19 protein-coding genes are annotated in these 21,847 nt (G+C 51.3%); 9 read left to right on the top strand and 10 right to left on the bottom strand.

Going from position 1 to position 21,847, the window contains the following annotated elements; all coding sequences use genetic code 11:
* Window positions 1–356, bottom strand: a 356-nt coding sequence (locus tag N902_RS19785) for an IS1/IS1595 family N-terminal zinc-binding domain-containing protein (protein WP_027371243.1), incomplete at its 3' end; no start/stop codon positions are given.
* A gap of 318 nt (window positions 357–674) precedes the next feature.
* A protein-coding gene (locus N902_RS0112825) for an IS3 family transposase (protein WP_153304215.1) occupies window positions 675–1,810 on the bottom strand; the annotation gives its coding sequence in 2 pieces (ribosomal slippage) (window positions 675–1,543 and window positions 1,543–1,810; 1,137 coding nt in all).
* A 748-nt stretch (window positions 1,811–2,558) separates the two neighbouring features.
* On the opposite strand from N902_RS0112825, the gene N902_RS17850 reads away from it, so the two are divergent.
* From N902_RS17850 to N902_RS0112785, 6 genes are all read left to right on the top strand, one after another.
* Entirely contained in the window at window positions 2,559–2,990 is a 432-nt protein-coding gene (locus N902_RS17850) for a GtrA family protein (RefSeq protein ID WP_051564575.1), read from the top strand.
* Window positions 2,954–4,252: an FAD-binding oxidoreductase gene (locus tag N902_RS0112805; protein ID WP_027371239.1), complete on the top strand. Its 1,299-nt coding sequence runs from the start codon at window positions 2,954–2,956 to the stop codon at window positions 4,250–4,252. Before N902_RS17850 ends, N902_RS0112805 begins: the two co-directional genes overlap by 37 nt.
* Complete coding sequence (locus N902_RS0112800) at window positions 4,249–4,986, top strand: SDR family oxidoreductase (RefSeq protein ID WP_027371238.1); 738 nt, start codon at window positions 4,249–4,251, stop codon at window positions 4,984–4,986. The genes N902_RS0112805 and N902_RS0112800 overlap by 4 nt, the downstream gene beginning before the upstream one ends.
* Before the next feature lie 372 nt (window positions 4,987–5,358).
* Window positions 5,359–5,583, top strand: a complete 225-nt coding sequence (locus tag N902_RS17845) for a hypothetical protein (protein ID WP_034622815.1) — start codon at window positions 5,359–5,361, stop codon at window positions 5,581–5,583.
* The gene (locus N902_RS0112790) at window positions 5,570–5,953 is read left to right on the top strand and encodes a type II toxin-antitoxin system VapC family toxin (protein ID WP_027371237.1); all 384 of its coding nucleotides are present in this window, start codon (window positions 5,570–5,572) and stop codon (window positions 5,951–5,953) included. The genes N902_RS17845 and N902_RS0112790 overlap by 14 nt, the downstream gene beginning before the upstream one ends.
* Before the next feature lie 334 nt (window positions 5,954–6,287).
* Window positions 6,288–6,887: an HAD family hydrolase gene (locus tag N902_RS0112785; RefSeq protein WP_034622814.1), complete on the top strand. Its 600-nt coding sequence runs from the start codon at window positions 6,288–6,290 to the stop codon at window positions 6,885–6,887.
* 1 nt (window position 6,888) lies between these two features.
* On the opposite strand, the gene N902_RS0112780 is transcribed toward N902_RS0112785, so the two are convergent.
* The 7 genes from N902_RS0112780 to N902_RS0112745 all read right to left on the bottom strand — a co-directional run bounded on the left by N902_RS0112780 (window position 6,889) and on the right by N902_RS0112745 (window position 17,308).
* A complete protein-coding gene (locus N902_RS0112780) occupies window positions 6,889–8,658 on the bottom strand; it encodes an aldehyde ferredoxin oxidoreductase family protein (protein WP_027371235.1) in 1,770 nt (589 codons plus the stop codon).
* Between the two features lie 12 nt (window positions 8,659–8,670).
* Window positions 8,671–9,828 carry an iron-containing alcohol dehydrogenase gene (locus N902_RS0112775; RefSeq protein WP_027371234.1) on the bottom strand — a complete coding sequence of 386 codons (1,158 nt, stop codon included), beginning with the start codon at window positions 9,826–9,828 and terminating at the stop codon, window positions 8,671–8,673.
* Window positions 9,829–10,386: 558 nt separating this feature from the next.
* Window positions 10,387–11,106, bottom strand: a complete 720-nt coding sequence (locus N902_RS0112765; RefSeq protein WP_027371232.1) for an NERD domain-containing protein — start codon at window positions 11,104–11,106, stop codon at window positions 10,387–10,389.
* A gap of 183 nt (window positions 11,107–11,289) precedes the next feature.
* The gene (locus tag N902_RS17840) at window positions 11,290–12,750 is read right to left on the bottom strand and encodes a permease family protein (RefSeq protein WP_051564574.1); all 1,461 of its coding nucleotides are present in this window, start codon (window positions 12,748–12,750) and stop codon (window positions 11,290–11,292) included.
* 487 nt (window positions 12,751–13,237) lie between these two features.
* Window positions 13,238–15,310, bottom strand: a complete 2,073-nt coding sequence (locus tag N902_RS0112755; RefSeq protein ID WP_208596331.1) for a sigma 54-interacting transcriptional regulator — start codon at window positions 15,308–15,310, stop codon at window positions 13,238–13,240.
* Window positions 15,311–15,404: 94 nt separating this feature from the next.
* A complete protein-coding gene (locus N902_RS0112750; protein WP_153304214.1) occupies window positions 15,405–15,884 on the bottom strand; it encodes a universal stress protein in 480 nt (159 codons plus the stop codon).
* Window positions 15,885–16,093: 209 nt separating this feature from the next.
* Entirely contained in the window at window positions 16,094–17,308 is a 1,215-nt protein-coding gene (locus N902_RS0112745) for an ATP-binding protein (RefSeq protein WP_027371229.1), read from the bottom strand.
* Between the two features lie 488 nt (window positions 17,309–17,796).
* On the opposite strand from N902_RS0112745, the gene msrB reads away from it, so the two are divergent.
* From msrB to rocF, 3 genes are all read left to right on the top strand, one after another.
* The gene (gene msrB, locus N902_RS0112740) at window positions 17,797–18,885 is read left to right on the top strand and encodes a peptide-methionine (R)-S-oxide reductase MsrB (RefSeq protein WP_027371228.1); all 1,089 of its coding nucleotides are present in this window, start codon (window positions 17,797–17,799) and stop codon (window positions 18,883–18,885) included.
* A gap of 50 nt (window positions 18,886–18,935) precedes the next feature.
* Window positions 18,936–19,319 carry a pyridoxamine 5'-phosphate oxidase family protein gene (locus N902_RS0112735; RefSeq protein WP_027371227.1) on the top strand — a complete coding sequence of 128 codons (384 nt, stop codon included), beginning with the start codon at window positions 18,936–18,938 and terminating at the stop codon, window positions 19,317–19,319.
* Window positions 19,320–19,429: 110 nt separating this feature from the next.
* Window positions 19,430–20,335 carry an arginase gene (gene rocF, locus N902_RS0112730; protein WP_034622812.1) on the top strand — a complete coding sequence of 302 codons (906 nt, stop codon included), beginning with the start codon at window positions 19,430–19,432 and terminating at the stop codon, window positions 20,333–20,335.
* Window positions 20,336–20,388: 53 nt separating this feature from the next.
* Here the strand turns inward: rocF and N902_RS0112725 are convergent, their stop codons facing one another.
* Complete coding sequence (locus tag N902_RS0112725) at window positions 20,389–21,510, bottom strand: NADH:flavin oxidoreductase (RefSeq protein WP_027371225.1); 1,122 nt, start codon at window positions 21,508–21,510, stop codon at window positions 20,389–20,391.
* Window positions 21,511–21,847 lie beyond the last annotated feature (337 nt).

Below are 21,847 nucleotides of genomic sequence, written 5' to 3'. Positions count from 1 at the left end.
ACTGTGCATCTTTCTGCAGTCTTTTTGATGCTTATAGACTCCTTGAGAGCAATTGCCATATTTAACCATTGTTCTTTTTTACGAAGATGGGCCAAAGATGTACCTGTAAGCGAATTGAATGTACGATTACAATCCATACACATAAATCTTTGTAATCCAGACTGTATTCCCCATTTTTTAACTTTTATTGATTTACAATATATACATTTAAGATCTGACAAGATACGACTATCTATTATAGACACTACTTTCTTAAACGAATCAATTTCATCAATTGCTTTCTTGATTTCTTCTTTCTGTTCAGGTGTTAGATCATCAATAATGGCCAATAAATTTTGAAATATTGATTTATCCATGGTGCTCTCCTTTTAATCACAGTATACTGCATTTCCGAGAGGAGAGCAACTATTAATGAAAATTAAGCCTTTCTTTTTCTTGCATTCTCATAATGCTTATTAACTTATCAATAAACTACAAAATAACCGGACATCTAACCGGCATGCCTCGAATTGAGGCACCAGAATCAAATATACAGCTCCTTTATATGCTATCTAAGGCCATTGTCGCTGAATCAATAATTCCAATTCAGTATTTGGAGGTGGACCCCAAAGGTTGGACAGCCTGATGGGTGCGGTAAGCTAAGAGGCAGTAGAAAAAGTAGAAGTAAAAAGACATCAGGCGACCTCGGCGAAAGGACGAGGTAAATCGAAGTAAACCTCATCCGGGGTTCTATTGTCAAGAGCTGAATGAGCTCTGTCGTGGTTGTAAAAGGCGATCCAGGCACAGAGGCCCTTGCGCAGGGCCGAACCGCTGTCAAACGAGTGCAGGTAAAGGTACTGGTGCTTGATGGTCCACCAGAGCCGTTCCACGAATATGTTGTCCTGGCAGCGCCCCCTGCCGTCCATGCTGATGGCGATCTGGTTGTCCCTGAGGACGTTGACAAAGTCGTTGCTGGTAAACTGAGCTCCCTGGTCAGTGTTGAAGATTTCAGGCCGTCCGTAGCGGCTCAGGGCCTCTTGGAGGGCATCAACGCAGAAGTCTGGCTCAAGGGTATTGGAAATCCGCCAGGAGAGGATTTTGCGGCTGTTCCAGTCCATGACGGCTACAAGGTACATGAATCCATGCTCCATGGGGATGTAGGTGATATCGGTGGCCCATACCTGATTGGGCCGATCGATAGTCAAGTTTCGAAGCAGATAGGGAAAGATCCGGTGCTCGGGATGGGGCCGGCTGGTGCGCGGCTTGGGGTATACGGCCTCAATGCCCATCAGCCGCATCAACCGCTGAACATGCTTTCGATTGACAACGATGCCCTCGCGTCCGAGCTGGCGCACCATCGAGCGGCTGCCCCAGCACGGATGCTGTAAATACAGCTCATCGATCTTGCGCATCAGCTTCAGATCCTCGGCCTTTACCGGGACCGGGGTGTAGTAATATGAAGATCTGCTCAAATCCAACAATTGGCACTGGCGTGATATGCTCGGCTCCTGTTTCTGCGGCTCAACCATTTGCTTTTTCTCTTTACCGCTCAGGCGCCGAGCTTGCGTGCTAAAAAATCGTTTTCCACCTTCAGCTGGCCTATCTGCCGGTAGAGCTCTTCGGTGTGCGCCTCGGCTTGCTTGCGGCCCTTATGGCCCTTTTCAAACAGCTCTGCGGCCCCGTCCAGAAGCTGTCGCTTCCAGGACGAGATCATCGTCGGATGCACACCGAAGCGACTGGCCAGCTGGGCGGTGGTCTCTTCGTTCTGAATCGCTGCCAGGGCGACTTTGGCTTTGAACTCGGCACTGTGCTTTTTGCGCTTGGTTCCCATCGTCAGTTCCTCCATCGTTAAGGGGTCTGACTCTTAGCTTAGCACACTGTCCAGTTTTCGGGGACCACCGCCTTTATCAAAAAAAGCTTTAATATTATTTATTTTTCAGTTTGCCTTGTTATTTTTAATGGCTTACAAAAACAAAAATAAAATCAAGAAATACACATTGAATAATAACTATGCATTTGAAATTGTATTTCTTTCGGTCGGCATTACTTATCTTATTTCAATTATAACCTTGAGATGGATTTCACATTTCGATGGTTTCAATTATCGACTTTTATCTCCTGGAACATTCTTGATCTATATTACGTTAATCAGCTTTTTACAAAAATCGTGTTTACTAAAAAACAACGAATGGATGAAACACTTTTTGGTCTTTATTGCCCTATTTTCATTCTTACTTAATATTGGATACAGATCAACCGACTACTTACTCCACGACAAGTCATACACTCAAACCATATATAAAATTGAAAATAAATATGAAGACATAAATCCTGGTTCGGTAATTGTATTTCCTGAAAATCACCTCAACTATTTACGATTAGACTTAGATTTTGCAAAACCTTACTATACTCCATATTATAAGACACAAGAAAAATGGTCTAATTTTATAAAAAGGATTGACTTCAAAGAAAATATTTACGTAAACACTAATATTGATCTAAAAATCAATAGATTTCATAAGTCTGTCGAAAAAAAATTACAGCAAATAAACAAATTCCAGTTGTACAAGTTAAAATAGATGAAAATTGTTTTTTTATATCTCATTTTTGCCCTTATCTCTATATCTATAAATCTGATAACTCAATGGCCCTTCTTTCACTTTTTTCAAGGCCCTTGGGTCATCTATGCTGCCCTGGCAGCAGGGACACTCACTGGCCTGCTCACCAAGTACGCCTTGGACAAGCGTTGGATCTTCTATTACCAGCCCACGAGCACTCAGGACAATGCGGCCAAATTTGTGCTCTACAGCCTTATGGGGGTGGTGACCACCGCCATCTTTTGGGGTACGGAAACCGCTTTCTTTTTCCTGTTCGACTTTCCTGGATCGCAATACGTAGGCGGCGGCATAGGTTTGACCATCGGCTACACCACCAAGTACTTCCTCGATAAACGCTTTGTATTTAGGACATCCACATGCACCTTACAGGATGGGGCCGCTACCCGGCTGTAGACGCCGCCCCGGTAGCCTTTCCCAACCCGCGCGCCCTGGCGCAGAAGCTTTCTGAAATCGGCCCGCTGATCGCTTTTGGTAATGGCCGGAGCTACGGAGACAGCGCCCTTGCCCCGCAGTTTCTCCCCTGCCGGCAGCGGGACCGCTTTCTGGACTTTGATCCCGAAACGGGATTGCTCACCTGCGAGGCCGGGGTGCTCCTTGCAGAAATCATCGAAACGTTTTTGCCCCAAGGCTGGTTTCTCAAAGTCACCCCTGGCACGAAACTGATCACCGTGGGCGGAGCTATCGCCGCTGACGTACATGGCAAAAACCACCATGTGGACGGGTGTTTCGGAGACACGGTACAGAGTCTCACTCTGATGCTCGGCGACGGGCAGGTGGTGCGGTGTTCCAGGGAAGAAAACCCTGAGCTTTTCCGGGCTACATGCGGCGGCATGGGGCTGACAGGCATCATCCTGGAAGCAAGCTTTTTCCTGAAGGCGGTCCCTTCCAACCGCATTGAGCAGGGCACCATCAAGACCACGAACTTGGACGAAACCTTTGCCGCCTTCGAGCGCTACGCGGACTGGCCGTACTCCGTGGCCTGGATCGACTGCCTGGCCAAAGGCAAGGATCTCGGCCGCTCCCTGCTCATGGTGGGCAAGTTCGCGCCTTTGGGCGAACTGACCTACCGCCCCCGCAAAACGAAGACCGTGCCCTGCGACTTCCCCGGTTTCACCCTGAACAGCCTCAGCGTCCGGGCCTTCAACGCCCTGTACTACGCCAAGGTCCGCTCCCGCATCAGCATGAACTTTGCTGATGTGGATTCCTTTTTCTATCCCTTGGATGCCATCAACCATTGGAACCGCATTTACGGGCGCAAAGGGTTTGTCCAGTACCAGTTCATCCTGCCCAAGGCTTACAGCTATGCTGGTTTGCAGGAGGTGTTGGGGACAATCGCTGCCAGTGGCATGGGCAGCTTTCTGGCCGTGCTTAAGCTCTATGGTCCTTCCAACGGCAATCCCCTGTCCTTTCCCCTGGAAGGGTACAGCCTGGCCCTGGATTTTAAGATTGAGCCGGGGCTTTTCGCCCTGCTGGATCGGTTGGATCGCATCGTGCTGCAGCACGGCGGGCGGATCTATCTGGCTAAAGACGCCCGGGTTAGTCGTGAAACATTTGAGCAAGGATATCCCCAGATTGACCACTTCCGGCAGTTGCGCTCCTCAATGGGGCTGTCGGATACCTTCCATTCTCTTCAATCCCAAAGGCTCGGCTTATGACCCACGATTGGATACTCGTACTCGGGGCGAATAGCGACATGGCCAAGGCCACGGCCCGGCGTTTCGCCCAGGCCGGTTACAATATCTACCTGGCCTCTAGGAATACGGAGAAATTGGACAAGGAAGTCCACCATCTGGAACTTAAATACCAGATCAAGGCCAAGGCCCGATTCTTCGATGCCCTGGACTTTTCTTCCCATGCTGCGTTTTACGCCGAGCTTGATCCCAAACCAGCCGGGGTTGTTCTGGCTTTCGGGATGCTGGGCGATCAAAAGCAAGGACAAGACGATATGCAGCACGCCCAGAAGCTCATCGACACCAATTACACTGGAGCGGTGAGTATCCTGGAAACCATTGCCGCCGATTTCGAGCGACGTAGGCACGGTTTTATCGTGGGCATATCCTCCGTGGCCGGGGATCGGGGCAGGCAAAGCAACTACATTTACGGCAGTGCCAAGGCTGGATTAAGTGTGTATCTTTCCGGGCTGCGCCACCGTTTGTTTCCGGCGGGGGTGCAGGTGCTCACGATCAAGCCCGGATTCGTGGCCACCAAGATGACCGCCGGACTGGATTTGCCGCAGAAATTAGCCGCCAAGCCCGGGGAAGTTGCCGAGCGGATTTACAAAGGCGTGACCAAAAAGAAAAATACGATCTACGTCAAGCCCATCTGGCGGCTGATCATGTGGATAATTATCCACCTGCCGGAATGGGTTTTCAAACGGACCAAGCTGTAGATCACCGCCGCCCCTGAATTTGCAGGAAACACCCCCCTTGGGTTCCCCCCTCAAGGGGAGGACCGTATTTGTACCTTACAGGGCAATTTCCCCAATCGGATGTTTACAGTGTCTGCACACAACAAATCAGGGTTTCTGCGAAACACAACACACCAAAACCGCTGCTGCTCTTCACCCATGTCTCCCTTTTGAGGGGGATTTTTCGACAACAAGGCGGTAAAAACACTCAACCTGGACCAAAGTTATGACTCTCGCCTCGCAATGACAGTCCCCCTCAACATCGATTTGCTCTTCCTGAGCAAGTATCTTGCTTCTATCCTTGTATCCAAGTAAGATATTGCCAAGCACATCTCAAAAACAGAGGAGCTGTGTATGCAAGCCATTAAAAGCCGATTGCGGGAAATTGAAGCCAACCTTTCACCGGAGGCGCTCACTTTGTGGCTGGAATTCGGTGATTTCTTGCGCCAAAGAGACGCCAACGAACCTACACGCTGCAAACGCACTCTTCGTGATCTCGCGGGCGGGTTAGAAAATGCGGACGCCTTGAGCGGCGATCCGGTCACGATCCAAGAGAAGCTGCGCAATGAGTGGAATTGAGTTTGTCCTGGACACAAACTTCATCCTGGGACTTCTTCAACAGAATGACCGGGTAATGGAAATTGTCGCTAACCGGAATATCCTGGCGGGGTCCTGTGCAGTGAGCGCTATAACCCGCATGGAGCTTCTCGGTTTTCCAGGCATCACTGTGTACGAGGAGCAGCTCATACGAGAGCGCTTGGCAGAACTTCGATATGCTCCACTGACAAGGGAGATAGAAAATATCGTGATCACAATACGCCGCATTCGGAAAATCAAACTTCCTGATGCAATCATTGCTGGTACAGCCTATTTTCACAACGCTGAACTTCTGACACTTGATCGTCAACTTTCTTCGGTCGCATCAAATTTGAAACAATTTCTTGATTGACATTGTGTTTTTTCCTTTTTAGCAGTATAGTGAAGTCACAATGCAAGAGATAATCCGCATGCGTATCCAATCTTTTCACTATTTTTCGGACCAGAAATCACTTAATGGATAAAATTTTGTACATTAACCGGAATATTGCTTTCTACAAGTGAGTTCCGGGCAATCTAGTGGAAAGACTGACTCGTCATGACCATACATAAAAAAATGGATTCCCGCCTCCGCGGGAATGGCGGAAAAGAACCTGTATTTCACTGTAGCATTATTTTCATGCTTCGTTAGCGCAAGCGTGCCTGCGCCTTGGCAGGCATTGGGGTTTGTAAAACATTTCATACTTATGTCCACCACATCCCTGGCCCTATTCGACTTTGACGGCACCCTGACCTTCAAAGACTCCTTGTCTGATTTTATTGCCTACGCCGTGGGCAGGCCCAGGATGCTGACCGGGGCTTGCCTTCTCTCTCCCGTTCTCGCCGCCTATGCCATCAAGCTTTTGGACAACGGACGAGCCAAACAAAAGGTCCTGACCCATTTTTTCGCCGGCTGGCGGACGGAAGAACTCCGGGCATTGGGATCGGCTTACGCCCTGGAACGGCTGCCCCGCATCCTGCGGCCCCAGGGTCTCGAGCGCATTAACTGGCACCAGCGGCAGGGCCATGAGGTGGTCGTGGTCAGCGCCTCGCCGGACATCTGGCTCCGGGCCTGGACGACAAGCATGCAGATCGATCTGATCGGCACTGTTTTGGAGGAAAAAGACGGACGGATCACGGGAAGATATCACGGCCGAAACTGCCACGGAAAAGAAAAAGCCCGCCGGATAGGACAGAAATATTATCCGGCGGGCTACAGCAACGTCTACGCCTATGGTGATACGCCAGGGGACAGGCCCATGCTGGCCCTGGCGGATCAGGCATTCTACAAGCCGTTTAGAGCGTGAATCATTCCCTGGGCACCCCCTGCGCATTCCAGCCCCGCTCCCGGTAGTATTCATCGAGCATGGTCTGCATCTGCTGGCGACTGATCGTGGCATTGGTCTCCGGCAGCGGCTTCTCGGTCAGGCCCACAGGCAAGTGGTCGTCGTCAGGGGTCCATCCTTCCTGGATATTAAAGCGCCGGGTCCCATCGCTGACATGGGCCGCAATCCGGCGCATATCGGCAGTCTCCAGATGCTCTCCGGTAACCGCCTCAATAACCTCGGACAGCTCTTCCCATGGATACAGATCCCGGTAGAATCGGCACAGGATCAAGGTATCGAAGATGGTCAGCCTGTCTTCCCATTCGGCAAGCATAGCGGCTTTGCCTTCAATCTGCTCCGGGTCCATCATCCCGGCCAGCTCCGGCTTATAGAACGTCGTTCTGAGGTGGCAGGCCCCGCGGTCCGAGGTCCCGTAGGACAGCCCCATACCCTTGAGCACCCTGGGATCGTATCCCGCAGGCTCCAGGCCTTTGACGTGCACGGCTATATCTTCTACTCCCCACTCGGAGGCAACAGCCCGTATCCCTTTGGCCAGGAGATCCCCCCTGCCCTTTCTGTGGGCCATATCCCGTATCAGCTGGGCAATACCGTCCACATCTCCATACTCCGGGCCGCTGTCGATCCGCCCCAAGCGAGCAGCCTCAATGCTCAACCCGGCCAGGTTGCCGGCAGTGATGGTGTCCAGCCCCAGGCGATCACAGAGGTCGTTGAGATAGATTATCTCTTCTATACTGGATACCTCGCACAGGCCGCCGAAGGCGTAGATGGTTTCATACTCCGGCCCTTCGAGCTTCAGGCCCTTGTGTCGCCCTTCCTTGACTGTGGAGACCTTGCCGCAGGCCATCAGGCATTTGGGACATGCGCTGGCCCGGACCTCGCACTTCTCCTGATGAGCCGCTGCATTGATATGCTCCCAATGTTGACTCACCCCCTGGGACCAATAGCGGGACGGAAACGCCTTGGCTTCGTTGAGCATATCAACCATCATGGGAGTTCCGAAGTTCTTATAGGCCTTCACACCCGGATTTCCCTTGGATGCAGCGGTCATCTTCTTGACCGCCTCCTGGACTGCCCGGGGATCGGCGACCTCTTTCTTGGTCCGGCCGTGAAAGGCGATGGCCTTGACATTCTTGGACCCCATGACTGCGCCCACTCCGGTTCGCCCGGCGCTTCGCCAGTAATCGTTCTCGATGACCGCGCAGCTGACCAGGTTCTCCCCTGCCGGACCGATAACCACCACCCCGCATCCGTCCGCATCCTGGCGGTTGTTCTGTATCCAGTCCTTGATCCAGTCCTCGGTGGCAAAGGTGTCCTTCCCGGCAAGCTCGTCTGCCGGATGAAAGTGGACGCCTGTATCCGAGACCTCAATCCAGCACAGCGACTCCGAACGTCCATGAAAAACAAAGGCGTCGTACCCGGTCTTGACCATGTATTCGGCCACAGTCCCGCCGGAATACGACTCGGAATACATCCCGGTCTGCGGAGACTTGGTGAACACCCCATACCTGGCCGACCCCCAGATCCTGGTCCCGGACAATGGCCCGCAGGCAAAAATGAGGCGGTTGTCCGGGGTGAGAGGATCCACCTGGGGAGGATTCTGCTTCAGAAGCAGCTCAGTCCCCAACCCCTTCCCTCCCAGAAAGCTGCGGGCCTGCTCCTGGGAATAGGTCTTTCGGTCTGCCGCCTGCGCACCCACATCAATATTCAGATAGGAATGATACAGTCCAAACATGGTATGCTCCAATTACAAGGCCTTTCTATAAATCTCTTCGGCATCCTGAAGCTGCATCGTGCGTGGATTATTGGCCAGCAAACGCGTCACCTGCATGACCCCTTCGGCTAATCCCGGGACATCACTCTCCTGCACCCCGAAATCTCGCAACCGGGATGGAACCTGCAAGTCCTCGGCCAGCTCTCTGATCGCTTGCACCGCCGAACTCGCTGCCTGCCGCTTATTCAGCCCTTCAGTATTTTGCCCCAAGTATTCAGCGAGATGTGCAAATTTGTCTAGATTGCCCACAATATTGAAATCCATGACCGGTATCAGCATGATGGTGTTCGCCACCCCGTGCGGGATATGAAACTCGGCTCCTATTGGATAGGCAAAGGCATGGACTGCTGTCACCCCTGCGTTTGCAAAGGCAACGCCGGCCAGCATGCTGCCTTCAAGCATCCTATTCCTGGCCTGCAGATTACTCCCGTTGGCAAAGGCAGTCCGCAAGTTGTTCGAAATAAGCTCTATTGCCTGCTTGGCGAACATATCGGTCATGGGTGTCGCATGGACTGAGGTATAGGCCTCCACTGCATGGATTAAGGCATCCATGCCGGTCGCAGCTGTAACATGAGGAGGAAGCCCCACAGTCAATTCTGGATCTAGAATTGCCAAGTCAGGAAAAAGATGGGAGCTTACAATACCTTTCTTGAGCTTATTCTTTTCATCGGAAAGGATAACGATTGGGGTCACTTCCGAACCGGTTCCAGCGGTGGTGGGCACAAGAATGAGATCCAGGCCTTTGCGGGCCAGAAGATCAATCCCGAAGTAATCCTCGACGCTGCCTTGGTTGGAGACCATGGCCGCCGAAATCTTGGCTATATCCAGGGAAGAACCGCCTCCCAATCCAACAACCAGATCCGCATTGTTCTCCTCCAGAAAGGCAGTCACCTTGTTGACAATCTCGTATTTCGGATCGGCCTCCACTTGATCAAAGCGAATGCTCTCCAGGCCACTGCTCAGAAGAAGTTTTTCTATCTGCTCCACAATCCCGCTTTGAACCAGCCCCGGATCGGTAACGATACACGGCTTCCGGCATCCGCGGGCTAAAATCCGCTCTCCAAGGCTTTGGATGGATCCAGGTCCGATGATATTTTCTTTTGTGGTCCTAAAGACTGTTGAATGAGACATAATACAATGCTCCTTTTCATAGGATCTATGGATTTATGTGAATCCGTTTATCTCTTGTTCATGAAAACAAAGCGGAGCATCCGCGGTCGAAAAAGCACAAGTATTGCCGATAAACCCAGGATTAACACCATGACTTCGCCGATAGATGCTTTGTTCCCCCAGTTCATTCCAGTACTGGAGAATTCGCAACCAATTGATGTGGCAAGTATCCCGTCATAGGCCAGGCAAAGAAACCAAGCTATCTTGGTTTTGGCCACCATGAGCAGAACGAGAAACACGCCTACTGTCATATGGAGAAACGATACCGTTCCCAGAAAAATAATCTGATGTGCCCATAATCCGAGAAAAAAAAGCACATGAATCCCAGCTGCAAGTTTAACGAATGAAGGAGTCGTCAAAACGCGCATACCCTTGGTTGATGCGCCTGCAAAAATATGTTTTTGCAGGCAGTGTTAAGTTTTAAGTTGAAAGTTTTAAGTGAAATCAAATAGTTGTAAATTTTAATTTGTGCGTTTAACCCCAGTCTTCGACTTTTTGCAGTTGAGTCTTGGTTGGGTTTTATTTGGTTTGAACATAACGACGGGCGATGTAGCCGGCAATACTCGCCGTCTCTTCAGGCCGCATGGTTTCTTGCTTTGCCGAGCATATTTCCCGGTTCAATGCATCCAGGGGCAGAATTCGAATCCCGTCAAAAGTGCCGATCTCAGGGGTCCTCCCTGCTGCGCACACCAGGATAGGCTGAGGCATTATCTGCAGTTGAAATCCTTTGTGGACTATGATGTTGACCAGGTGGCAGATCCGCCACATCCGGCCGGCTAAATCTTCCAGCGATTCCCTTCCGGCGAAGAGGACGTTGTTGTGCACGGACAGCTCTGCTTCCGAGGGAAGGCGGGCAACAACAAATATTCCCAGCGGCGAAACAACCAAATGATGGACGTGAAAAAATTCAAAGGTAAAATCGTGCATGACGAAATGGGCATCATCCAGCTCGGCCAGATGATCGGCAACCTCTGTATCTCCTGCCAAATCCCGCGCATACCGGGCAGGTGCCAGGAATCTTTTCCAGCCCTTTGCATTGAGCTTGAGTGAAACCACCGTCATCAACAGGAATATCACACCAAGGACAGCCCAGCCTATCCCCTGATCCCCTTGCGGCTGATCACAAGCAGACCATGCAGCAAGTCCAACCAGTGTGGCGCAGGCAATGAGAATGAGCCAGAGATGGCGCTTGGTGCGCACCGCATCGTACCGCCCGGGATACCCTTCGATATAAGCCATATATGTCCGCCGCAGTAAAACAGGCAAGGTTCGTAATCGTACAGTCCCCTTCCCAGAGTTCAGCCCGTATCCCGGTTATTCCCAAAGCTTATTCCGGCCGAACGCCGGCAGAGGTTTTCGCTCATGCCGGCGTTCGGCCAGGAAACGACCCTGGGTGTCAACCTGGAAGATTCGCCGCCGCAACTACGAATCATCCCTGGCGACAGCCCTGTCCTGTGCCTCTTTTTGCCGGGCCTTGACCTGTTCAGCGATCTTTTCAGGAGAGTCTCCGGGAAAGACCGGCTCTTCAGAGATATAGGGCCTCTTTTTGTCCCCGCCCAAATAAATGAGCAGACAGAGCAGAAGGGCCGCTCCCAAGCCCCAGGCCGCGCCCCGAGTAGCCAATATAGCCCCGGATACTCCGGCAATTCCAAGGTCGTTAAAAGTCTTTGATTTCAAAACCCCGATCCGGACGCTGACATATCCCTGAATCAACATGGTGGAAGCAAGGCCGACTCCAAGAATCGGCTTCACTGTGGAAACGATGGGGGCGATGAAGTACCCGGCCCATGTTCCCCACCTGAAGGACCCTGCCCCCCCATGCAGAGAGTCCATGGCCTCAGGTCCATGCTTGTACCGCTCGCAAATAACAACCTGCATTGCCGCCCACAAGGGACCGCACATGGAGATATCAGGCCCGAAAACGCTCATGAATACATTCCGGCCTCCGAATATCATATGCGAGCGGTTCGGATCGTAGTCGATCTTTTCATCCGGCCGGTATTTTTGCGCATCTTCAATCAATGCCTGGGACTGCAGAACATCGCCAAAGACGACGATGTAGGCACTCAAAACAAGAGGCACGGCGCTTATAAACATGGTAAAAGAGGGGATCGGAATCGCGCCCAGCATGGTGAAATCGGAAAACAAAGTAGCAAAATCAGGTCTGGTGAAGATATTGCCGTCATACGTGGGCCACGAAATTTCTCCAAACATCGGCCCGATAATGATTGCCAGGGCAAGCGCAGGCATCATCCCCAGATTGGATATGTGATACAAAATTTTGTTTTTGTGCCGCAGCTTCTTGAAATGCTCAGCAAAAAGCAAATAAAATGCGAGCCCGATGCAGATCGTAATCGTCCATGGATAGGCATCAAAACTCTTGAGTCCTTCTCCCGGTTCAAAGACCAAAAGTACAGCCGAAAAACCTGCTCCAAGAAGAATTCCTGACTGAACTGCATTTGGAATATAGGAAACCACTTTTTTGGCTATCCCTGTAGTCCCCAACACTATGCAAAACAGTCCAAACGTCATCTGAAAAGCAATAAGGGCCTGCATCCGCTCAACGCCGGGATCAAAATTTCCCACATGGGCGATGATCAAGGGTATAGCAGGAGTAATCCAACCTGGGACGACCGGATCTCCGAAGGTGACGTGGGCGAGATAGAGTGTTCCATTTAATATGACAATAGCCAGGGCTACTTCAAACGACATGCCCAACTTACCGGTCAATACAGGAATGATGGACAGACAAACAGTGCACAGCAACAAGCCCTGAATAAAGTCCGGCCATTCAAACCGATAATGAACAAACGGCAGGCGCATGGTAAGCTTGCCCAGACTGATTCCGGGCTGTTCTTCACCATAAGTGCGTTGTAGGCTCATCCCTTACTCCTTACGTAATACAGACAAAACGACAATGTGACCTATCCTCACTCGACTGATGGCTTGCGCAAGCCATGTCCCCCAAAGCAAACAACATGCCATAGCAAACCTCGACCTAATGATACTGCCATGTATATATTTTCCTCCCTTTATCACTTTGATATATATATGAAATTATACTTTGACTTCAGCCTCAAATGGCTTTTATGTGATCAACCACCATCTCTTGGGCATCACAAAACCACACAGTGATGCATGTACGCATCAGACATGCATAGCAATTGACCAGGTAGGGTGCTTGTGCATCTTGTGCAACTTATGCTGATTGCGTTTTTAAAAGAAGAAAAAGTAGCAAGAGATGGTCAATACATCCAGGAATTGCGGAGGGATATCTAAATTGTGCTGACTGGGCAAGAAGAAATGACGAGCACACCTACAAAACACGAGCAAGGCAGTCTATTGATGCACAAACGCATCAGTGATGCACCTATGCATCAAAACCTCCACGACTGACCAACCCGTACATTTTTGCCTTTCGGACTATTGTGGACTGGTTAATACCCAGGGAATTTGCTGCTTTTCGTGTGGATTTATATGTATTCAAGGCATCCTGAATGGCGGACTTCTCTACCTCACAGACTATTGACTTAAGACTCTTATTTATAGAATTGTTAAATCCTTCGGATTTTTGAATACTGGGAGGGAGGTCTTGATATTTTATAATATCACCTTCACTCATCACAGCCATCCTTTCAATTGTATTTTCGAGCTCTCGAACATTTCCCGGCCATTCATAATTTACCAAAGCTCGCATTACATCATGATCGATCTGCTTACTCCATCCATATTTTGTATTGCACTTTTTCATAAAGGCTTGTATTTTCGTCATAATTCCATCCCTTCTTTCCCGAAGTGGAGGAATAAATATAGGAACTACATTAAGTCTATAAAAAAGATCCTTTCGGAAGGTTTTTTGAGCAACCATTTCCTCCAAATCTCTGTTAGTCGCAGTAATGATCCGCACATTGACTCTGATTGGCGTCGCAGGGTCACCAACGCGATAAAACTCCAACTCTTGAATAACGCGCAACAACTTTGCTTGAAGAGCTATAGGCATTTCCCCGATTTCATCAAGAAAAATATATCCTCCGTCCGCCAGCTCAAACAGGCCTTTCTTGCCTCCCCGACTTGCACCGGTGAATGCACCTTCAGAGTAGCCAAACAGCTCGGACTCCAGGAGTTGTTCAGGTATCGCCGCACAGCTTATCTGCATAAACGGCTTGTCATTAACTTCGCTGAAGGCATGCACCATTTGGGCAAATACGCCCTTACCAACCCCTGATTCTCCCTGAATGAGAAGTGTCGACTCAACCTTGGCCAGTCTTTTTGCCAACTGCTTCATGTCCTGCATGGCTTTGGAAGCAAGAATAAACTTGTCATCAAGCTCTTTATCTATCCTCATATTCCGCTGTTGGTCATCAAAACCTGAAGTCAGTGATTCCATGTGCTGCAGCTTGTTCTGCAGGGAACTTAACTCAGTCACATCACGTGCATTTGTGACCACCAGGCGAATATTCTGTGTATCATCAAAAACTGGATTTCCTGTAACCACAATCGTTTTGTTCATTTTGGAGACCTGCTGAATAATGGTCACCTCACGCCGGGATTCAAGAACTTTCATTGTGACAGATTCATTGTAAAATCCATCTTTGACCAGTGACTGCATGGTCCTGCCAACGACCTCTTTTGCCTTAATTCCAGTAATCCTTTCATATGCGCGATTAACACGCAGAACTTTCCCTTCTCCATCAGTAACAAAGATCCCATCGAAAGAAGACTCGATAATCGCATCAAGTTGTAATGAAAGGAGTTTTGTTTGTTTCAACCTCTCGTTTATTGCCTCTTCTTTAGTAAGATTGTAGAAGAAACCTAGCATACCAATTTTTTTTTCCTCTTGAGTGAGATTGACCCAAGAGACTAGATAAGAAGTGCGCCCAATACTCAGCTTTTGTTCAGTATCTTTTTCCCCTGGACCTTTTATTTTTTCCAAAACCGGCATCAGATCAGACAGTCTAGAATTTATAACCCCTTCTTTATCCTTTTCAAGAATTGAGGAGAACTGGTTGTTGCAGAGACGCACCCAGCCATTCCTGTCTGTCAGGACAATCGGATTGTTTATATGATCTATAAATTGTCCGAACTCAACAAAACATCCGTGAGCAGATCGATTATAAATCCTCTCTATACCCGGCCTGGTTATCATTCCCAAAACATCGCGCCCGTCCCAGACTACAACGTACTTGTTCTGACCAAAGTCTATATTTTCTACCCAATTGGTAGGTTTTACAGTGGCAAAAGATACGCTCATAAATGCATCAACCGTTTTGGTACTCTCTTGGCTCTGGGCTACCGCATGAATGATGCATGACTTGCTTATGATCCCGCAGGGTACGCCTTTACCGTCAACTATAACAACTCCGTTGATCTCCTCATCTACAAAGAACGAGGACACATGGGCCAGGGTTTGGTGTGTGTCCGCAATCGCAATCTGCGAACTCATGATCTGGTATGCATACATAGTCCTCTACCTTCCACATCTATCAGTGCGCTCGGCTCAGTAACAAACGCAACCCCAGACCGAGAAGCACTGCGCCCTACTTTTGACAATCGGAAGACTTGCCGGACAATGAATGGGGGGGGATGATCAGCACAGGACACGGGGAAGAGCACAAGACCTTTCGGGCCACGCTGCCCATGGCCACAATCGCGGTCTGCCCGGTCCATCCGTGAGTGCCCATGGCGATGATGTCGATATCCTTGTCTTTCGCCTCCTGGACAATCAACGGGGCTATTTGCGGCCCCACATGAACCACAAAATCACACTCCAGTCCATGTTTCTCCACGTCCTCCCGTATATTGCCCAGCTTAGCCTGCATATCCTCCACAAGCCGGTTTTGCCCTTCCTTCCCGGGCCCGTCCTGGGCCTCCATTTCCAGGATGCGGATCAAGTAGATCTTTCCTTGGCATTTCTCGGCCAGGCTGATGGCTTTATCCAACGCCCGGTTGCTGGGGGCCGAACCGTCCAGAGCCACCAGTATCCTCTCCGTATGACTCGAATCCTGTGTATGTTCCATGCGCTCCCTCTTTCCTCCGGCCACCTGCACAGTTCCTGGACCGAACACTGCCGAATGCTGATAAAGGTTAGTCAAAACTCCCGCCCCGGGTCAACACCCCCTGCTCCACCAGCGCCTTTGCCGTAAACGGGCATGGCCCAATTCTTCCCCCTTTTCATTCTTTGCCTTCATGGAATATGTAAACAAACCATGAGAGGGTTTCTTTACCCTCAGTACAAAAAGCCAAACAGCCAAAGCGGAATTTTGCGGCCAAAGCCAACTTCTATGCCATCAGCAGCCACATAGGAGTTGGAAACATTTTGTATTTGGTGTGTTCCTTTATTCCTGCCGCCTATCTCACAAGTATACTTTTCCTGGACCAGAAAATCACCCTGGGCGGCACTAGCGATTGGGGACTCCAACATACCAGGATGATAGCTGAATGCATTTTGGACTTGATTGACAAAAAAGGCTTCCCTGAGGGTTCCTGTATTGAAGCCTTCAGATAAGGCAAAGGCCAAATTTGGGTTTTCCAAGTAGATTTTGTCAGGCTTGGAGAGCTTTTTGTATCCTGTCCCGGCATGCCTGACCAAGTTGAGAAGTCTGGCCTGAGACAGGCTCTCTAGATATCCATAGACACTGGGACGGGATAATTCAGTAAGGCTGGAGAGCTTTTGGATATTGACCTGAGATGGCACGTTTGCAGCAAGAAAGGTGATCAGTTTTTTGAGTTTACCAACTTGCCGGAAATCTACATGCCTTGTCATTGGCAGATCCGTCTCTAAGACCTGGGAGATGACATTAGCAAGCTTAAAACTGTAGACATCCTTGCCCTCAAGGAAAAACGGGTAATAGCCATAGCGAAGATAGCCCTCGAAGTGCTCCAAAGGACGTATGTGTGCTGAAATCTCTTGGGCGATCCCTACATGGTCTTTTAAGATATCCTCCAAGCTAAGAGCAGAAAGAGACAGTCCAAACTCAAACAAAAGAAATTCTCTGAAGGAAAGACCATGTAACGAATACAAAACAACTCGTCGACTTAAGTCTACATCCTGCTCATGGAGCTGTACGATGCTTGATCCAGAGAAAATGATTTGCAGGCCGGGACATAAGTCATAAAGAGCCTTGATGTGGCTCGCCCAATTTTCATATTTGTGAACCTCGTCCAGGAAAAGTACTTGCCCACCATAAGCGAAAAACTCCCGTCCAAAATCATAGAGGGAAATGGCCTGGAACTTCGGGTGATCAATGGATATATAGAGAGCTTTTGCAGATCCTTTGTGGTGCTCAAGCAGGTGTTGCAGCATCATTGTGGTCTTACCGGTCCCCCTGGCCCCAAGGATACCAAGGCAGGGAAGAGACCAATCAATTTTGGGATACAGGTATCTTTGTGTATCCGGGAGATTCCTCAGGCGGACCTGTTGCTCTGAAAACCAATAATCCAAGACTTCCCCCTCAAGAAGCGTAAAAACCAATATACATTTTTAGTATAAAAATATCAATACCAGTTTACACTTTCAAGGCTGGCCCATTAGGGCGATCATAGGGGTGCCCCCCCTGGGGGTGGTCAACTTTCGGTGATCACGACCTCAAAATCTGATCACTTTTCGGTTATCACAATCATCTCATAGCAGCTCGCGGGTAATCGTTCAGACCCCCTTCCCAAAGTTCAGGGAGCCTTGTCCCGCGAGGCGGTGACCAGCCATGTGGCTCACTGTTGGCCAGGAGCCCTGGGTTGGGACTGATACGAAAAATTATCAATCAGCCGGAATCAGGAGGCCTTCAGCGCCTCGCGGGACAAGGCCCCCTGAACAAATACGCTCGCGGGCCAAAGAGCCTTTTTGTCCCCTGTGTGCTTGCCAAACGCATACGAATAATTATTGTACTCTTTGCCGCTGGATTTACAGTGCACGCTTTCACCCCAGAGGATGCCATGAACACCTTGATTGCTTTCATGATTCTATCGTCAATAGGTCTTGCCTCCACTGCCAAGGCAACGGAAACAGTAAACAGACAGGAGGCCTATTTCGCCGGAGGATGCTTCTGGTGCATCGAGGCCAAATTCGAAAAGATACCGGGTGTGCAGGAAGCAATATCCGGTTACAGCGGCGGCCATGTGCACAACCCGAGCTACGAACAGGTCTGTTCCGGATCAACCGGCCACCGGGAAGCGGTAAAGATCATCTATGATCCACAACTCGTGTCCTATGCCCAGCTGGTAGACGCCTTCTGGACCATGTTTGATCCGACGGACGATTCGGGATCCTTTGCCGACCGGGGGTATCAGTACTCTTCGGCTGTTTTGTATCAAACCGAAGCGGAAAAGGAAACTGCCGAGGCCTCAAAACACGCTTTGGAGGTGTCCAAACGCTTTGACCAGCCCATAGCAACCAAAATCGAGCCGTTAAAAAACTTCTTTCCGGCCGAAGAATGGCACCAGGACTATTACCGGAAAAATCCGCAGCGCTACACAAGCTACAGCTCCCTGTCCGGGCGCGAATCCTTCATCGCCAGCCATTGGGCCACCCCGGACGAACCAAGTCCCCAAGCCCGGACTCAGAACCAACCAGACCGAGGCAAGCCTGACCCTGATGCCCTGCGCTCACGGCTCAGCGAGCTGCAATACAAGGTAACCCAGGAGAACAGGACCGAACCGGCGTTTCTCAATGAGTACTGGGACAACTCCAGGGAAGGCATATATGTGGACATCGTGTCCGGCGAACCTCTGTTCTCGTCAAAAGACAAGTTCGACTCCGGGACCGGCTGGCCGAGCTTCACCCGCCCTTTGGAGCCGGACAACATCGTCACCAGGAAAGACAGGTCCATGTTCATGACCCGGACCGAGGTCCGCTCCAGGCACGCGGACTCCCACCTGGGGCACGTATTTCCCGACGGTCCCCAGCCCACTGGCACCCGTTACTGCATCAACTCCGCGGCTCTTCGTTTCATTCCAGTTCAAGACTTACAACAGGAAGGCTATGGGCAGTACTTGGAACTGTTTGCCCAGGATTTTGCCCCATAGCCGCTAACCGGCAGACACTTCTGCACCTACACAACCACAAGGAGATATGCATGGACTTGACCACCTACTTTGAAAACACCAAGGGCATCGGCGTACTGTCCACAGCAGACAGGGACGGTAATGTGGACAGCGCGTTGTACGCCCGCCCCCACGTCATGGAGGACGGGACCCTGGCCCTTATCATGCGCGACCGCTTGTCCCACGCCAATCTGCAATCCAACCCCAAGGCCGCGTATCTCTTTCTGGAAGAGGGATCCGGCTACAAGGGAAAGCGCTTTTTCCTGACCAAAGTCAGTGAAGAGCAGGATGAAGAAAAGATCGAGGCCTTGCGCAGACGGAGCTATGCCCCTGATGAGCGGATGCATCGCGGAGACGTGTTCCTGGTCTATTTCCAGGTGGACAAGGAGCTTCCCCTGATCGGGTCCGGGAAGTAGATCCCAGCGCTTTGGAGTTCCCGGGGCTTGCGGAGCAGACCGGCTCGACCTCGGGGACTCATTGTCCCCTCCCATCTCTTGAGTTCAGCTCATGGACACTGATTACCAATATGAACATTGACCTCATTGGATTCCCCATGGATCTGGGAGCCGACCGCCGGGGAGTGGGCATGGGCGCGGCCGCCCTGCGCATCGCCGGGATCAAGGATAAGCTGGCGGACCTGGGGTATGCAGTGGATGACTTGGGGGATGTCCTGGTCCCCAACCGGGAAGACCAGGCTGTGAACAACGTGAAGCTGAAGTTCATGCCCCAGATCGCGGAGGCCTCCAGGAACTTGGCCCAGATGTTTCAGGATTCCCTGATGCAGAACCATCTGCCCCTGTGCCTGGGCGGAGATCACTCCATTGCCCTGGGTTCCATCGCGGGCCTGGCCGCAGCCTGCAGGCGCAAGGGCATGATTCCCGGCTTGATCTGGATCGACGCCCATCCAGACGCGAATACCGAACAGACCACGCCAACCGGAAACATCCACGGCATGGCCCTGTCCGCCTCTCTGGGGCTGGGGCACCCGGATCTGGTTCAGCTCTTTGGCTTCGGTCCCAAGATCCGGCCGGAAAACTGCACTGTCATCGGAGTGCGCAGCATTGACCCCCTGGAAAAGGAGAACCTCCAGCAGTTGGGCGTTACCGTGTTCACCATGACTGACATCGACAGAATGGGTATCGGAGCGGTCATTGAACTGGTCCTGAACACGGTGTGCCCCAGGTCCGACTCCCTCCACGTCAGCTTCGATCTGGACGCTCTGGACCCTTCCTTTGCCCCGGGCGTGGGCACCCCGGTGCCCGGCGGGCTGACCTATAGGGAGGCCCACCTGATCATGGAAGCGATTGCCGAGACCCATATGATGGTCAGCATGGATGTGGCCGAGGTCAATCCGGTCCTGGATATCAGAAACCAGAGTGCGGAAGTGGCCGCCGGGATCGTGGCCTCCTGCCTGGGGAAGAGGATCTTTTAAAAGCACGCGCATTCCTGTTCGTTTCCCCAGGCAATGAACATCTCCCCCAGCTCTCAGCCCTCTTCTTTTTTCTTCTCTCTGACCGCAGTCAGGCAGTAGACCCCTTCCCCGGATGATGCCGGACGGAAGCAAAGATTGTCTGAAGTGCAGGCCGACGGACTTTCATCGCCCTGCTTCCAGCGCCGGATGAGTTCCGGTTCCCGGATCAGGGGCCGGGCCAGGGCCACATAGTCGGCAATCCCCCGGTCAATAAGGTCCCGGGCCGTGGACAGGCTCCGGATACCCCCGACCAGGATCAAGGGCAGGGAAACCCGCTTTTTGTATTCCCGCGCTTCCTGGAGGTAGAAGACGCTTTCCTCTTTGGATCGCACCTTGGCCTTGCGGACCGGAACATAGTCCCCGGACAATGGGGTGCCCCCGCTGAGTTCCACGCAGTCCAGTCCGGCACGCTCCAGCAACAGGCACACCTGGACCATCTCATCTGCTGTCAGTCCGGGCCGCAGGAAATCCTGGGCATTGATCTTGGCCAATATCGGATACTCAGGCCCGACCCTTTGCCGCACAGCCTGCACCACCTCCACCAGCAGCCCGGCCCTGTTCTCCAGGCTCCCCCCATATTCATCAGTCCGGCGGTTGAAATACGGGGACAAAAACTGGCTAAGCAGGTAGCCATGGGCGGCATGGATCTGGACTCCGTCAAACCCGGCTTTTTTGGCCCGCAGAGCGGCCGCGGCAAAGGCTTCCCTGACCTCCGCGATCTCCACGCCGCTCATCTCCCGGCAGGCAACCCCGTCCTGTTCCTTGTCCAGTGCAGAAGGTCCTGCTGCATCCTGTCCGGTCAACTTGGCCGGGGCCTGACATCCGGCATGGGCCAACTGCAGAATAACACGCCCCCCAGCTTCATGCACAGCACCAGCCATATCCGAAAGCCCGGACACAAGGCCATCGCTGTCCACACCCAGCTGCCAGGGACCGGCCTTTCCAGTAGGCAGCACGTAGGCATGCCCGCTGATGATCAGTCCCACCCCGCCCCTGGCCAGGCGTTGCATCAATCCATTTAGCTGCTCAGTCACCTCACCTTTTTCCGTGGCCATCCCCTCCCAGGTGGCTGACCGGACAAAACGATTGGGCAGGACCATCTCCTTGATTCGACTGGATCTAAACAACTCGGGCATACATCCTTCCTGTCTTTCTACAGATACCATTTTTTGATTCTCACCTGAGCTGGACAATGCTCTGCATGACTCATGTAAGTTCCCGCCATGGCAAGCACCTCAAAGGTGCGTGGCAATAACGACTGAGAACAGCTCAACTTACATCTTTATTTCCCCTCCAACCGAGATGGAAGATCATGCAGCCACGGTCCAAGCCAGGTTATCCCTGAAGCATAACTCCCTATACATAGACTCAACTGCAAGTAACAGTTTAGCCCTTTGAAAAATCTGCCAACAAGAAGCAAAAATTAACTGGCGTCGGAGGGAGAGATTTGATACCTTCTCTCCATGGCCGATC

The organism is Desulfovermiculus halophilus DSM 18834 (assembly GCF_000620765.1).
Taxonomy (GTDB): domain Bacteria; phylum Desulfobacterota; class Desulfovibrionia; order Desulfovibrionales; family Desulfothermaceae; genus Desulfovermiculus; species Desulfovermiculus halophilus.
This window is presented reverse-complemented; position numbering and strand designations above follow the sequence as displayed.

Coding starts and splice junctions, on each gene's coding strand:
- msrB (WP_027371228.1), top strand. CDS start 17,797: ATGAACACCTTGATTGCTTTCATGATTCTATCGTCAATAGGTCTTGCC.
- N902_RS0112725 (WP_027371225.1), bottom strand. CDS start 21,510: ATGCCCGAGTTGTTTAGATCCAGTCGAATCAAGGAGATGGTCCTGCCC.
- N902_RS0112780 (WP_027371235.1), bottom strand. CDS start 8,658: ATGTTTGGACTGTATCATTCCTATCTGAATATTGATGTGGGTGCGCAG.
- N902_RS0112790 (WP_027371237.1), top strand. CDS start 5,570: ATGAGTGGAATTGAGTTTGTCCTGGACACAAACTTCATCCTGGGACTT.
- N902_RS17840 (WP_051564574.1), bottom strand. CDS start 12,750: ATGAGCCTACAACGCACTTATGGTGAAGAACAGCCCGGAATCAGTCTG.
- N902_RS0112775 (WP_027371234.1), bottom strand. CDS start 9,828: ATGTCTCATTCAACAGTCTTTAGGACCACAAAAGAAAATATCATCGGA.
- N902_RS17845 (WP_034622815.1), top strand. CDS start 5,359: ATGCAAGCCATTAAAAGCCGATTGCGGGAAATTGAAGCCAACCTTTCA.
- N902_RS0112765 (WP_027371232.1), bottom strand. CDS start 11,106: ATGGCTTATATCGAAGGGTATCCCGGGCGGTACGATGCGGTGCGCACC.
- N902_RS0112805 (WP_027371239.1), top strand. CDS start 2,954: ATGCACCTTACAGGATGGGGCCGCTACCCGGCTGTAGACGCCGCCCCG.
- N902_RS0112800 (WP_027371238.1), top strand. CDS start 4,249: ATGACCCACGATTGGATACTCGTACTCGGGGCGAATAGCGACATGGCC.
- N902_RS17850 (WP_051564575.1), top strand. CDS start 2,559: ATGAAAATTGTTTTTTTATATCTCATTTTTGCCCTTATCTCTATATCT.
- N902_RS0112785 (WP_034622814.1), top strand. CDS start 6,288: ATGTCCACCACATCCCTGGCCCTATTCGACTTTGACGGCACCCTGACC.
- N902_RS0112735 (WP_027371227.1), top strand. CDS start 18,936: ATGGACTTGACCACCTACTTTGAAAACACCAAGGGCATCGGCGTACTG.
- rocF (WP_034622812.1), top strand. CDS start 19,430: ATGAACATTGACCTCATTGGATTCCCCATGGATCTGGGAGCCGACCGC.
- N902_RS0112755 (WP_208596331.1), bottom strand. CDS start 15,310: ATGAGTTCGCAGATTGCGATTGCGGACACACACCAAACCCTGGCCCAT.
- N902_RS0112750 (WP_153304214.1), bottom strand. CDS start 15,884: ATGGAACATACACAGGATTCGAGTCATACGGAGAGGATACTGGTGGCT.